A 14,896-nucleotide genomic window follows, 5' to 3' on the forward strand; every position below is an offset into this window, starting at 1 on the left:
CATGCCAACTAACGTTCAAGGTTATAACTCAGGTTCAGGTGTCAACGCACTTACAGCGGAACAACATGTATTTTTCCAGGATGAAATGCTTGATCGTCTTATTCCAGAGTTGCACTGGACAGAATTCGGTGAAAAAAAGAATATTCCAAAACGTAAAGGTGCAACTACAAACTTCCGTCGACTGAATAGCTTGGCAGAAGTTAAAACTGAATTGCCAGAGGGAACAACACCAGATGGAGTGGACCTGAACATCACAGCGATCAACGCAACCGTTAAATGGTATGGTAGTTGGACGAAGATTTCTGATCCTATTGATCTGGCCGGTTATGATCCATTGATGCAAGAAACAGCTGGTCTTATGGGAGAAAACGCTGGTCAGTCCATGGACCTGATTGTTCGTGATGTATTATCTGCAGGAACAAATGTTATGTATGCAAACGGCAAACTGTCTCGTGCTACTATAGCTGCTACCGACAAGATCACTATGGCAGATGTAATCAAAGCGCGTAGAGCGCTGCGCAGAGCAAGAGTTAAGCCTATTCGCTTGCCTAACGGAGCTGGTACAGGTTATGTGGCTCTGATCCATGTAGATGTAGCTTCTGACCTAATGCAAACAGATGAGTGGAAAAAGGCTAATAACGAAAACAACACAAAACACTGGATGGACGGCGTGCTTGGAAAGATGTATGGCATCTGGTTTGTCGAAGTAGACAATGGTGTAGAATTTGATGGTGCTGGTGCTACTGGTGCTGATGTATACGGTACTATTTTCTTGGGACGTGGAGCTTATGGACTGGCTGATATTAATGGAAGTGGTAAGCCAGATATCATCGTCCATACGGCAGGTAGTGCAGGTAGTGCAGATCCAATGAACCAATTCAACACTATCGCTTGGAAATGTGCATTTACAGCAGTCCGCTTGCAAGAACTCGCCATTTTACGATATGAGTCAGGCGCATCTGTATAGATAACAATGAGGGGTCCTTTCGGGCTCCTTTACTTTTTAGGAGGGATTATTAATGGCTAAACAAATAGAATTTGATGAACAAAACGAAGAGCAAAAGGCGAAGGAAGCTGAAAAGTCTACTCTACAGCAGCTTAAAGAAATGGAACAAGTACCAATTCACATACCCGAAGATCCTGTTAATGAGGACGATAAGGTAGTTGTTGTAGGAATTAATGGTGTGTTCTGGCCTATTGAACGCGGGAAAGAAACAATGGTTCCAAAAGTAATTGCAGAAATATACCGAGATTCATATGAACGAACTCGGAAAGTCGAGAAACGCATGAACAGTACCGATAAGGAAATCAAGTAATGTGACAAAGGCCCCGTAATGGGGCTTTTTTGTCTATTAAGGGGTGAAACTATGACGTTACAAGAGATACTTGACGAGATAAAAGAAAAATACTCACATGACCTACCCAATAACAGCGTGATTCGCAAGATTAACATAGTACAACAAGAGTTGTTCAGGACGACGTTCCGCATCAATACTATGATGGGGTACGACATACTAAAGGACGTATTTGCTTATCCACTACCATGTGCTAGATCAAACGTAATTGATGTGCTGGTCAATGATCAAGAGTACATCTATCAGGACGTAAAAAAAGGTGCCAACGTGCCGTTCTATTACTTTACCGATGGTGATGATTTAGGTATTTATCCAACACCATCAGAGGACAGCACAGGCGGTCTGGTAGTGTTCTATAATCGAGAGCCGCGAAAACTTACGACATCTGACTTAGCATTAGAACCGGATTTGGATGCAGACTTTCACACGTTACTGATTTATGGTGCCCTTGTGCAGATTTGCGAAAGCTTTAATGATATCGCAATGGTCAACAACTTTGCAGCCAGATACAACGGTATCATTGATGAGTTTAATAAAGTAAATGATGAGACACCTGATTACCCAGTAATCGAAGATGTAATGGGGGTGTGGTAGATGAGCCATACTAGTCAATTAGTTGCTGCACAATACCGGAACGGTGAACTAAACAAACGAATGTTTGGGGATGCATTTTATATTGCAACTGCATATGGTGTATTTCCAGATGGATCAAATGTCACAAGCCAACTTCAAGCGCTAGTATCATTGGCTAAGTCACAAAACAGAAGTACAATTTTTTTCCCACATGGCGATTACTATGTAACTCAATTGTCAGATTATGAGGGTATTTATTTCTTTGGCGATAACTCCAAGTTTGTAGGAGGATTTGCAGAGGAAATTTATCAAATTGGTGTAAGCAAAAATATGAACTTAATATATCTGCCATATAAAATCATGACGTCTGTTGATACGTTCAACGACCTGAGGAACTGGTACCCAACAGACGATACTGGGGTAAAGAACAAAGATTGGGTCGTGCAAGATAACAAACTTAAAATTAACCCTGAGAACGTTACAAATAGTCTGTGGAACAACTACAAAATGCAGGATGGTAAGCTATCGCTGATTTGGGAGAATCCTGTTATATCAAATGAAAATCTCACCTATGTTGGTATCTTATTCAGAGGAAACTCCTTTAAAGATTACTACAGTGCTCACTTTTATGCAGGTAATTATTCTTCGAATGCAAACAAAGTGATCATATCAAAAACAACGAATGGCTCTCTAAATGTCTTGGCACAGACTACGCTCATAGACCCTAGTGCTATGTTAAAAGACAATACTAATATCAACCTAGAAGTAGAGTTCTATGGCTCTTATGTACAAGTATTTGTTAATGGCAAAAAAGTATTGGAGTATGTAGGGTCTAACGATTCCAATGTAGGCCTATTTGGGATACAACTTCCACCGTCAAGTATGCCTGGTAATAGCAGTTCTCAGTTGTCTAACTTTTGTATGAAAGAGTGGAAGTATGACGATTTTAAATTAGATATCAAGGATATGTTGGTTGCAGGAGATAGCATTGCATTAGGTATTGGTGCAAGCTCAAATGATAAAACGTGGATATCAATATTCGGTACTAAGATAAGAAATGTTATCCCAGATTTGAATATAACAAATATTGCAATTGGTGGTCTAAATACAACGGAAGTAATGATAGAACTCGGAAATTATCTGAACCAAGATCCATATAAGTATCAAGCTATTCTGATTTCATGTGGTACAAACAATGCAAGATACGACAACAATAAAAGAACTACATTCGAGGTTGCTCAATCAAATATTTGCAGCATGATTAAATTCATTAAAAATAGTAATGCTATACCGATTTTATGTATTCCACCAAACTTTGTGTATAACGTACATGAGTTATATCCTCAAACGTACGCCAGTGATTCATATGACTATTTTCAGAAACTTGTCAAAATGATAAGAAATGTTGGTATCAGTGAAAAAGTCATTGTGATTGATAACTATCAGTTATTTAACAACAATTCTTCATTTTTGAGTGATGGTGTTCATCCTAACGATGATGGCTACAGACTGATGGCGGACAACTTATATACTACATTGTTGGGTGGGTGATCACATGCAATACTGGACATCGTCTCCAGAAAAAACTAAGCCGGTCACAGTAACACTGGCCGACGGCCTCAATCAATCCGTAGAATCCATAGAGATCAAGGACAGCCAAACAACGTCTGTGGTCAATATGGATTCTTCTCTTTACCCAACTGTACAGGTTCGCGAGGGATACACGCTTCACAGCCAACACACAGGATATATTAACCGCCTGTTTAAGTTTAAGGGTGAATTGTACTGTGGTAATGGTAAAGGCCTGTACAAGCTCTCTGGATCGTCTTGGGTGGCAGTGTATGAGTATAGTGACATTAACAATGACCGACTGTGGGACTCAGCACAATTTTTTGACGGATCGAAGTTATATTTCATCGACGGAGCGCTGCAGTTGCGAGAATATGACGGCAGCACATTAACCACACTAGGCAGTGCACCAGCTAACAGTGCGTTTATGACGACGCATGCTAACCGGTTCTTTCTTGCGAACCGTAATGATAACCTGCTGTCATTCTCAGCTCTAAGGCTTGCTAGTGACTGGACATCCACCAATAAGTACACTGGATCAGGTAAAATCACAATTGAGTCAGCAGACGGATTGCTTCCGACAGGACTTACTACGTTTGCTGGTCATGTAATCCTGTTCAAACGTGACAAGATATACGAGTTGTTTGGACAAGATAGCACTAATTTCGAAATGAACGATCCTGTAGAAGGTGGTTGTGTATCTGATCGCACTATATTACCAACCAAATATGGCTTATACTTTCTCGGAGTTGATGGCTTATACCGTTACTTAGGCGGCACAACACCTGTTAAAATGAGCGACAACGCCAAGCATTACATGCGAAACATTAACTTAACATACGCCCATCATTGCTGCGCTGGCTTTGATGGGCGCTTTATTTACCTGACATTAGTCACAGGTACTAACACGATGCCTAATGTGACCCTGAAGCATGACGTTGAGACTGGTGCATGGTGGGTTGAGAGTTATGTTGCTACATCATATTTTCTTGACGGCCAGACACTATACTTTGGCACGCTTGATGGAAAGATCATGCGTATGGGTGGGACAACAGACAATGGTGCTGTGATCAACTGGAGTATCGAGACGAAGCCGTTTAGTGATGGTGATGAGACAGTTAGAAAGGCCATACACAAGCTTTGGGTCGTCGCAGACGTAGAAGTAGGCTCCACGCTATCAGTGGCCTATGCAGGCGGCACAGAAGGCGGAACATGGGTAAACGTTAAGACAGAGGCTAACGGTACGGGGCAGATACAGTCCATGCGTATACCGGTCATCGTCCGCACGCCTGAAACGTGGTTTAGACTCAAACTCATCGGATCCGGAAAGGTGAAAATCCATCGCATCATACGAGAAGTGTCCAAAAGGGGGAACTAATGTGGCAGCTGTCAACATGCCTAATGTAAATAGTATTGATCCAAATAGTAAGGATGGTGTAGAGCAGCTACATAATGCCGTGGCTAAGATGTCAAAGGAGCTCAGTTGGCTGCTGCAGAACATCGACTGGAAGAACATCAACCATCTGTACATTGAACTCAATGGAGGCGCATCAGTCACTATTGAAAACGACGGCATAACTGTCAACGATGGCACACATGACACGTTTACAGTTAACTCCGATGGCAAGGTGAAAATGACAGGGGCCACCATACAATCCAAGGATAGTGCATATCCTAAAGTAGTCATGGATCCGGAGAAAGATCTGTTTGGTGCGTACCAGTCTCCTACTCAGTCGGTGGAGATTGGGACATATAGGACTGAAACTAGTTCACCTTATGTTGGGTTGTTTAGCTCAACAGAATCATATTATCATGCTATTTTTGGAGACTCATATAGATTATTTGGTTCTGCTGCAATTCAAATAGTTTCAGGGCTTGGTAGGGAAATAATTTTAACTGGTGAACATGTATATCTTGAAGGAAAGTCGTTTGTTGATGTACCAAACTGGAATAGATTAAGGAATAAAGAGACTGGTTTAACTGCTACACAAACTTTTGCTGCTAAAGGTATTCAGACAGATCAGTCAATATCCTTTAATGGAGGAATAGCACCAGGAACTCAACTTATGGTAGCAGGCGGTGGGACAGTAACATGGATGGGCATTCCTGCACATAGTCATACCCAGAACTAAAAACAAATGGTATAATGTGGGTAAAAACGTAGAGAGGTGCAACTATGAAAAAATTCGTTATGGGACTTATAGTCGGTGCTCTATTTATGTTTTCTGCCCAAGCATTTGGAACGTCATCTAAACTTGTAGGACTTGAGGTGGGCGGAACAATGGATGTTAACTTGCAAGGCAAGAAGATCGGTGAGGCTGCAGTCATCGAAGGTAAAAGCTACTTACCTGTTAGAGATTTAGCTAATGGCTTACAGATGGAGGTCAAAGTTGAAAATAAAATAATCAAATTAGAGCCAAATGATGAATTGAAAGAATTTAATCGACAACGTACTGAAGAATTAGCTCAGAAAGCAAAAGAAGATCAAGAAAAAGCTGAGAAAGAAGCAGCAAATAAAAATAGAATTACCACTTTAAATGCAGAAATAAAAGAATTAAAGAACAGAATCACAGATAAAACTGAACAATTGACTAAAAATGAATTCATTGTCGCGAATTTAAAGAAAAGTGATGACAGAGACTCATATTATTACCATGACACTGATAATACACCATATGTATTTACGACCTCTAGTCTTGAAAAGTTCAAAGTAACAATGCAAGATATGAAGAAAGATATTGAAGTGCTTCAGGCTGAGGTGAAGAAGCTCGAAGCTGAGCTGGCGGAGTTGCAGAAGTGATGGAGTAGTTATTGACTATATGACACGTTTTGTCGCACGTTGCATATAGTCTTTGAGGTATAAATTGTAATATGCTACGATAAGAATAAATAAGGGACCGTGCGCGAACACGATCCCTCACTGACAATCACCGCATTAAGAGCGGATGGTCTTTAGGTCAAGAAGTAACCTGCAACCTGGTCTGGGGGCGGGTTACTTCTTTTTATTGAAGGACAGCAATAGAACAACGAACGTTCCGAATGCAAGCATTAGAGTTAATGCTTCATACACTGTCATGGCGATCACCTCCTAGAAAGGAATTAGACCTCCTTTCTCCGAAGATGTGCCACCCGCCCTTAACCGATTTAATTGTCACTATTATCATACCATAATTTACCGATATGCGAACAAATAATTGCACCTTTTTTGCATCTTTGATACAATGTAATTAATAGAATGCCAGTCACAGAGCCTTTTTTAATGGCTCTTTTTTTATGCCCAAATGGAGGTGTGAGATGATTCAAACAACGAACAAAAAGACTGTCCCAACTGTTCCAACGGCGCCGAAGCCAAAGCCGCCAGCACCTAGCCCATATGGAAATGGTGGCGCAGATTACAACAACTCAGACACCGAGATGAAACGTCGGCTAGCACAAAGTCAGATGAAGATAGCGAGTAACCCTAACTATGTACAAAGCGAGACGGCGAGGGCGCTAGATGTGATCAAGAATCGGCAGTTTCAGGGTATGGACACATCTGCACAACAGAAGTATTTAACGCAGAATCTAGGATACAAAGCACCACAAGTACAGTCACCGAGCCAGAACACAACAATGGTCCAACCGACAACTGCAGCACAACCAAAATCGTATAGTGATGAAGCCAAACAACTCTTTGAGGGGATGAAGAACCGAGTTAATCAACCCAACAAAGAGTTTTCTTATGCCATTGAAACCGATCCTGCGTATCAAGCTGCCTTACAGCGTGCAAAAGCTAACATTGATGTAGGCAACTCACAGGCTCAGGCAGAGATGAATCGCCGCGGCATACTCAACAGCACGATTACAAGCGATCGTATGGGCGAGATAGCTAGTGGAGAGATGGGCAGGGTGGAGACAGAGGTTGTACCTCAGCTCATGCAACAGGCATATCAGCGTTACCTTGATCAGCAAAATCAGGACCAACAACAGTTTGCAAACATGGGGTCATTAGCTGGCATGTACACTAATGAGGATCAACGAGGCTTTGATAACCGTGTGACAGAAGCAGGATTAACAGGAAACTGGGTCTCACCAGAGGCCAGTGATGCGATCAACAACATACTAAGGCTGAAACAGCAAGCTGAGACCAAAGGCATAACAGCACAGGAACGCGAACTATTAAGCAATCAAGCTAATGGATACCGTGCTAAGTTGCTTGCATTAGGCGTTGATCCTAGCCAGTATGCAGCAGTAGTAAACTACAACACAGCAAGTCAAAACAATCCGGGACTACGGACATTGCAAGGGCAGCAATTAGATGTGCAAAGACAGCAAGCAAATAATGATGCTGCGATGGGCTGGAGCCAGTTGTCCGGACAAATATTAACGCCGCAAAAGGATTACTCTGGATATCAGCGTCAGATTGAGCGTGGTAATAACCCATTAACATTGCAAGGTCAGCAACAACAGAGTGACGTCGGACAAAGGGCTATAGACAATGCTTGGACTTCATCACAGTCATTAGGATATGTAACAAGTGAATTGTCTCAGTTGACTGGCATACCTGAAGGAACGCCTACAATCCAAGCAAGACAAGCGATGGAAAATATAGCTCTTGATCAAGCGCAGTTCCAACGTCAGCTTGACAACGATTCTTATGGTCAAATGATGGATCAGTATCAGATGAATAACAAGGGACAAGGAAAGATGGCTACTGCTGACAACTACTACAATGTGATAAAAGGTATGATCCAGCGAGATGAAGATGGAAACTTGCTAAATCATCAATCGATCGACGATTTTATTATCATGTCTGGTTTGCCTGAGAATGAAATGAAGAAGCTTTACACATATGCAGGATTACCAATCCCAAAAAACTGAGTAGCCTCACTGGTGGAAACGCTAGTGGGGCTACTTTCAATAGGGCTCTTGGTGGTGTGTTAAGCAATACAGGCGACTTATTTGCTAAGTATGGTAAAAAATATGGAATCGATCCTGCCTTACTTGCTGCAATATCCATGCACGAGACAGGCAATGGTACATCTAATGCTGCACGTAATAAAAATAATCTTGGCGGTATGATGGACCCGAAATCTAATTGGCAATCTTTAATGACGTTTGACAGCATTGAAGATGGAATTGATGCAATGGCACGAAATCTAAAAAAGAATTACTTCGATCAGGGACTTAATTCTATTGATGCAATAGCGAGAAAATATGCACCGCAAGGAGCTGCAAATGATCCGCGCGGATTAAACAAGTACTGGACAACAGGAGTAAATAAATTCTACAGTGCATTATCAGGCAGGGAGTGAAACTATTGGCTGATGCATTTAGTGAATATGTGAAGAAGAGACGGCAACAACTATTAAGTGGTCAGAATGATACATCTGATACGTTTAGTAAGACAGTAAGTGCAAAACGTGATGAACTATTACGATCAGGGGGTGGCAGAGTGCCATCCCTTCCTACATCTATGCCACAAGTTCAACAACCTGAGTCAGATCCAAACGATCCATTTGTGAAGCATGTACGTAATCGTAAGATGGATCTAGGATTAATTCCTGACACAAGGCCCAAACCAGAAAGATTAGGACCGCCAGCGCCAGTAAAGCAGCCAAAGCCGTTGCCGCAAATGATGAGTCAACAGCAGCCTGTGCAGAGTCTTAACCCACTCGCCAATTCTGATCTCATTAAATCAACACAGGGTGATCGTGCAGCACAGCAACGTGTACAGGACCGCGCCAAGAATACGGTAGTCACACAGGCTGATGTTAACCGACTAGCACGCGAGAAACAGGGGACTACGTTTGCTGAACCATTATTGCAAGCTGTGGACTGGGCGCTATACGAGAACCCAGTAGGCCAGTTTATAACACGAGGTGGACATGCAGCTGCTGAGATGGTGGGACCTACGGCAGCGATTAAGCCGACAACAGGTAACAAAGCCGTTGATACAGTGGCTGACGTGGCAGGATCTATTGCTGGCTTTGCTGCTAACCCTGCAACCGGTAATATGCCAGGTACAAGCTTATTGTCTGGACCATACAAGCAGGCTGATGCAATGATGCGTACCAACATGGGGCAGAAGGTTACACAAGGCATAGCTAACCAAGTAGGCAAAGTAGCAGGTCAGCGTGTAGGGCAAAAGGTAGCTGAGACGGCCGTACGGGGCGGACTTGCTGGTGCAGGCCAGAATGTTGCTCAGTCGGCTATGCGTGGCGAATCAGACGTTGATCAGCTTGCAGGAGCTGCAGCACTTGGAGCTGCGTTTGGTGCTGCTGGTGATCTTGCGTTTGGTGCGTTGGGATCAGGCATTAAAAAGTTGATGCAGCGCAATAAGGTGCCGGCTGCTGAGATCGATGAGATATTAGCGTTACCTGGACCGCGCCGTGGGCTGCCAGAAGGTAGACCAGAAGCAAATGTGGGAACAAATAGAGCAGCACCGGTTATGGACGAGACTACAATGCGTATTGAACAAAGAGTTATTGATGAGTATAAAGCACTCAAGCAGCAGAATCCTAATGCCAGCAAACGTGACCTTTATGCTACAGCTAGAGAACGTGTAAATAATGCTGGCAATCAAGCCAGCTCAAAACTACAAGTTAGTGATATACCTGAGTTTCTGCGCCGCGGCAGGAGTACTGAGCCAACAGTGCAGCCGATACAAGAGCCTCCAGCGCCGCCGCAACCTAGACAGCGTGGCTTTTTAGGAACTGTATCAAGTAGTGATAAGACACCGCAAGGTTTTAAAGACAACTTAGGTGACACTACCTACCAGCCTATCACGAATGCGGATACGTTGCGTCAGGCTAATGGGCGATTAAATAGCAACGTGGAAGATGCTACATCATACGTACTTGGTGACACTAAATTTGATGCAGAGAAGGCTGCTACAGCTCAGCGGTTGATTGATCACTATAATCAGCAAGGTAACTATAAGATGGCAGTGAGCGTGGCAGAAAAGGCAGCAGCAGAGGCTACAAAGGCAGGACAGGCAATACAAGCATTGTCTATGTACAACCGTCTTAGCCCTGAAGGTATATTGATACATGCACAGCGCACTGCTCAGCGTGTGAACGAGAGAATACCAAAAGGTGTAGACAAGGTTACTGTATCTGAAAACATGGCTCATGACCTAACCAACCTTGCTGCAGCAGCGCAAAAGATGACAGGAGTTAAGGATTTATCAAACAATGTCATAGATATTATGAACCGTGCTAAAGCTGGCGAAAAGCTGAGTCCAGAGGATAGTTTAACAGTTAAGACATTTATAGAAGAAGCTCAGCAGTTTGTTAAGGACGCTGGCCGCAAGCCGAAGAATCCACGACCACCAAATGAGCCTAGCGACAAGCGAGTTAAAGAAGCACTTATAACCTACCTTGATGCACAGGAACAGGCAGCAAAGGAGAGACTACGGGCGAAAGGCATCCGTATTAGCTCCAATCCGCTTGATATCTGGGCAGACTATGCAATCATCGGTGCTACTAAGATGGCTAAAGGTACAATCAACTTTGCGGACTGGTCTGCTGAGATGATCAAAGACTTAGGACAGGATATTGCACCATCGTTACGATCGTTATATGATCGCAGCCGTGAAGCGTTTGACTTGTCCAATAAAAAGATTACAAGAAGCACAATTAGTCAGGCTGAACGTCTAACAGATAAGGTAATCAATAAACATCAGCTATCAGGCGATGAGGCTGAACAGATGCGACAGATAGCATTTAAGGTATCGCAATTGTCTGGCGAGGCTAAAACGACCGCATCACAGGATCTACAGGCCATATTGCAGACGCTTGATCGACCTGGGCTGCTCAAAAAGATCGACACAGCTCAAACGATCGGGCAGCTGTTAAACCCTAAGACGCAGGTCCGTAACGTCCTTGGTAACGAATTAATGTATCGGACTGAGCGCCTGTCCAAGATCCTATCGACACCTATTGACATTGCACGTAGCAAGCTTACAGGTGGTCCCCGTTATGTCACATTTAGGACCAACAACCAGGGCGAATACTGGCGAAACTTTATGAGAGGTGCCAAGGCAGGATGGAAGGGTGTAAACGTTAATGGGCTACAGACTCAGTATGACCTTGCATCGCCAGCATTTACAAGCAAGTATAACCCGTTGACGTACATGGAAAAGGCGCTAGGCGCAGCGTTAAAGTCGTTTGATACAGCAGCGTATATGCGCGCCTATAATGACACCATGGGCGAGATGGCAACGTTAGATGCGATCAACCGAGGCTTAAAACCTACCAAAGAGTATGTGCAGGAGTTTATCTCTAAAGCAGACGATAATATTATGCAGATGGCTGACGAATACGGTAAGTATGTGACAATGCAGGATAATAACCTAATATCGAAGGGCATGCATAAATTCAAGCGTGGTCTTAACCTTGGAAAAGATTTCGGCTTAGGGAGCTTAATACTCAAGTACCCAAAGACGCCAGGTGCCATATTAATGAGGGCGCTTGAGTATAGTCCTGCTGGATTCCTGCGTAGTGCTAAGATACTAGCCGAGCCATGGCTAAGGAATGTTGAACCAAACCCACAAGAAGCAACTATGGCACTATCTCGAGCAATTATTGGTACGTTTGGACTGAGCGGCCTAGGTTACTACTTGATGGACAATGATGTAATAACAGGTTCAGCAAGCAAAGACCGAGACATCCGCGAGTTGGAAAAATCAGCAGGTAAAGGCCAGTATCAAGTAAACATGACTGCACTTAAACGCTTTGTGGATAGTGGATTTAATCCAAGCAGTACAAAGATACAAGAGGGCGACTTGCTGTACAACTACGACTGGATGCAGCCATTATCAATTGCTGTATCGCTTGGAGCCAATGTTAACAAAAATATGAATGATACTAAGGATGGACAGCCATTAGTTACTGGACTTGGTAGCGCAACATATCAGAGCGTTGGTGGAGCCATTAACACATTGACTGAGCAGTCTTTGCTACAAGGTGTTGTACGAGCAGTAGAGGGCTATCCAGGTCAAACGGTTACAGATAAGTTGCTGGATATTCTGTCTGATATCCCGTCCTCCTTTGTGCCGACTTTTATGAACCAGATCAAACAGATAGGCGACAACCAACGACGGGAAACATACTCTCCTGATAAATTCGAGCAGTCGCTCAACAAGGCCAAAGCTAAGGTGCCTGGACTCGCTCAAACGTTACCTGGGCAATACGACACGTTAGGCAAGCCAAAGCAGCATTACCAAGACAATAACTTATTTAACATCATGCTCAATCCGGGATTCCCAAGTCGTTACACTCTCTCACCAGAGGCAAAATTTATCGTGGACCTAATAACAGAGACGGGAGACGAATCACTAGCACCACGAGTGCCTAGCAAAAAAATAGATGGACAGGCGCTTACTGGCGATCAATTTAGCCGATATTCCAAGCGCCAAGGCGAAGAGACTGCTAAACGCATTAGTAAGATCAAACCAGACCTATCCACGAAGTCTAAAGTTAAGCGCACTGGTAAGGCATTAACAGACGCTGGTAAGAAGGCCAAGAAAGAAATATCGAAGGAACTGGGGACCCGATGAGGTCCCTTTTTCGTGGAGGGGTGAACATGATTGAATACGACAAATCAGAGCACAGTTACAGCGACTTTGACGACGATACGTTGCTGCTGATTGAATTGTTGATGGGCCCAGAGATACGCAACAAACTATTAATCACTCCCGAGCAGGTGAGGGCGAGTGTACGACTTTATAGTAGAAACAATAAGCGTGTTATTTAAAAACGGCTTGTCCTTATCATCACTAGGGGCGGTCGTTTTTTTGATACTCAAACAGCGGAAGATGAAGCGCAGGTTGCGTCGAGTCTTCCCCTGGATGTTTAGTGATGACCATGAAGTTACGGCGTACATGGGCAACCAGCGCCGCATTATGAACAACCAAGAGCGCATTATGCGCCATATGGGGGTAGAACCATGTGGAGATACAGAAACATTGAGCAACATGGATCAGACGAACTCAAAGAAATCATCAATATTATCACAGGTGGCATTCAATCAAAGGAGGTTGTCGTTAATGAGAAATTACAACATAGCACCGATCGTAGTGGCCGTACTAGGAGCCGTTAAGTTGATACTGCAGTCGTTTAACATTGATGTGATTACAGACGAGCAGATAAATGCTATCGCCAATGGTGCGGCTGCTATTGCTGCAGTGGTCGGCATCATGGTTAGCCCCAAGAAAGCTAGTACCAAGCAAAGTGTTGATGATCAAAGCCAGTACTATCATTAGGAGGATACCGGCATGAATATAGTAAAAAAGATTGTCCCCAGTAAGGACAGCCGCAATGGACAGATACCTAAGATAATCGTCAATCACATATCACTTGGCAGCATGGGAAGCATGTACAATACATTCAGCAATCCCAATAATAGCGCATCCTCACACTTCGGCGTGAGCCAAGCCGGTGACATACATCAGTACGTGGAACTGACTGACAACGCTTGGACACAGGGACGCATATTAAATCCCTCAGCGTCAATCATAAAGCAACTGCTAGGCAACCCTAACCGTTATGCATGCAGCATCGAACACGAAGGCTATGACGGTCGCAATGGTGATCTAACCGAGACGCAGTTCTGGGCATCCTGCTGGCTGCACAAGTATATCCAAACTCAGGTTCAAACCATTTATGGCATCCGTATCCCACTTAACTCACATCAGGTCATTGGACACTATCAAATCGACAGTGTTAATAAGCCATACTGCCCCGGATTAAAGTTTCCATGGTCTCGACTATACGCCGAACTAGCTGTCGCTGACACCATGTCTATGGAAGAGTACTCTGAGCGCGTCGAGTATCAGCGTACTGGATCAGGTGCTAAACGTGCAGCAGCTTACGCCATTGCAGAACGTGTGCAAGACCTTGGCAGCAAGCTAGGAGGTACATGGGACGCAGCCGCACGGATGAAGCTGATGTATCTTGCGCCGGTTGCTGCAACATTAGGAGCTACTGAGACACCGGAGAGTATTGCACAGCGCACACTTGAGCTGTGGAAGACGGCACAATCTAATGGCAAGTGGGTGGAAGAGGCTCTACGCAAGTTGCTCCTACTAGAACCTATAATGAAGGAAAAGGGCCTGCTGTAATGGCAGGCTTTTTTTAGTTTGATAATTTAAAATAAATAACATAAGTGAAATCTGAGTTAAATAATGGACTAAGAAATCTATTAGAATCTGACGATATATAAGTAACATATACTTTAAAGCAATAAGTGGTTACAACTGAACTAAGAATATAGACCTAGTGTGTTGGAATGGAAAATAACTTATAGTTTGGATGTACCAACGAGTTAGCACATTCAAACTATAAGTCAGACGTGCTTTCATTTATCCTTGGATATAGCATAAGTTCAAAGTCATCTTCTCTTTGATGCTTCTCTTT

14 protein-coding genes are annotated in these 14,896 nt (G+C 43.5%); 13 read left to right on the top strand and 1 reads right to left on the bottom strand.

Translation table 11 applies throughout. The features are described 5' to 3' along the window. The first annotated feature begins 1 nt into the window (after window position 1). From H509_RS0123620 to H509_RS0123650, 7 genes are read left to right on the top strand one after another with little or no spacing between them, the layout of a single operon-like run. Window positions 2-967 carry a N4-gp56 family major capsid protein gene (locus H509_RS0123620; RefSeq protein ID WP_028547233.1) on the top strand — a complete coding sequence of 322 codons (966 nt, stop codon included), beginning with the start codon at window positions 2-4 and terminating at the stop codon, window positions 965-967. Window positions 968-1,019: 52 nt separating this feature from the next. Further along, window positions 1,020-1,316, top strand: a complete 297-nt coding sequence (locus H509_RS0123625; protein ID WP_028547234.1) for a hypothetical protein — start codon at window positions 1,020-1,022, stop codon at window positions 1,314-1,316. Window positions 1,317-1,367: 51 nt separating this feature from the next. After that, window positions 1,368-1,949, top strand: coding sequence for a phage adaptor protein (locus H509_RS0123630; RefSeq protein WP_028547235.1), 582 nt, complete (start codon window positions 1,368-1,370; stop codon window positions 1,947-1,949). After that, the gene (locus H509_RS0123635) at window positions 1,950-3,479 is read left to right on the top strand and encodes an SGNH/GDSL hydrolase family protein (protein ID WP_028547236.1); all 1,530 of its coding nucleotides are present in this window, start codon (window positions 1,950-1,952) and stop codon (window positions 3,477-3,479) included. A 4-nt stretch (window positions 3,480-3,483) separates the two neighbouring features. Beyond that, window positions 3,484-4,875: a hypothetical protein gene (locus H509_RS0123640; protein ID WP_028547237.1), complete on the top strand. Its 1,392-nt coding sequence runs from the start codon at window positions 3,484-3,486 to the stop codon at window positions 4,873-4,875. 1 nt (window position 4,876) lies between these two features. After that, a complete protein-coding gene (locus H509_RS0123645; RefSeq protein WP_028547238.1) occupies window positions 4,877-5,629 on the top strand; it encodes a hypothetical protein in 753 nt (250 codons plus the stop codon). A gap of 44 nt (window positions 5,630-5,673) precedes the next feature. Beyond that, window positions 5,674-6,297 (top strand): coiled-coil domain-containing protein, encoded by a 624-nt coding sequence (locus H509_RS0123650; RefSeq protein WP_028547239.1) that lies wholly within the window; start codon window positions 5,674-5,676, stop codon window positions 6,295-6,297. 192 nt (window positions 6,298-6,489) lie between these two features. Here the strand turns inward: H509_RS0123650 and H509_RS28820 are convergent, their stop codons facing one another. Then, window positions 6,490-6,573: a putative holin-like toxin gene (locus H509_RS28820; RefSeq protein WP_425414260.1), complete on the bottom strand. Its 84-nt coding sequence runs from the start codon at window positions 6,571-6,573 to the stop codon at window positions 6,490-6,492. A 218-nt stretch (window positions 6,574-6,791) separates the two neighbouring features. Here H509_RS28820 and H509_RS0123660 point away from each other — a divergent pair, with 218 nt between their 5' ends. The 6 genes from H509_RS0123660 (at window position 6,792) to H509_RS27000 (ending at window position 14,601) form a co-directional block, all read left to right on the top strand. Beyond that, window positions 6,792-8,357 (top strand): hypothetical protein, encoded by a 1,566-nt coding sequence (locus H509_RS0123660; RefSeq protein ID WP_028547240.1) that lies wholly within the window; start codon window positions 6,792-6,794, stop codon window positions 8,355-8,357. 56 nt (window positions 8,358-8,413) lie between these two features. Further along, window positions 8,414-8,791 (top strand): glucosaminidase domain-containing protein, encoded by a 378-nt coding sequence (locus H509_RS26505; protein ID WP_051287553.1) that lies wholly within the window; start codon window positions 8,414-8,416, stop codon window positions 8,789-8,791. A gap of 5 nt (window positions 8,792-8,796) precedes the next feature. Beyond that, window positions 8,797-13,038: a hypothetical protein gene (locus tag H509_RS0123670; protein ID WP_028547241.1), complete on the top strand. Its 4,242-nt coding sequence runs from the start codon at window positions 8,797-8,799 to the stop codon at window positions 13,036-13,038. 26 nt (window positions 13,039-13,064) lie between these two features. Continuing rightward, window positions 13,065-13,235 (top strand): hypothetical protein, encoded by a 171-nt coding sequence (locus H509_RS27915; protein ID WP_157277935.1) that lies wholly within the window; start codon window positions 13,065-13,067, stop codon window positions 13,233-13,235. A 61-nt stretch (window positions 13,236-13,296) separates the two neighbouring features. Next, window positions 13,297-13,743: a hypothetical protein gene (locus H509_RS27920; protein ID WP_211234377.1), complete on the top strand. Its 447-nt coding sequence runs from the start codon at window positions 13,297-13,299 to the stop codon at window positions 13,741-13,743. A gap of 12 nt (window positions 13,744-13,755) precedes the next feature. Then, window positions 13,756-14,601 (top strand): N-acetylmuramoyl-L-alanine amidase, encoded by an 846-nt coding sequence (locus H509_RS27000; RefSeq protein ID WP_051287554.1) that lies wholly within the window; start codon window positions 13,756-13,758, stop codon window positions 14,599-14,601. Window positions 14,602-14,896: the final 295 nt, after the last annotated feature.

Origin of the sequence: Paenibacillus taiwanensis DSM 18679 (assembly GCF_000425125.1) — a bacterium.
Lineage (GTDB): Bacteria > Bacillota > Bacilli > Paenibacillales > Paenibacillaceae > Paenibacillus_B > Paenibacillus_B taiwanensis.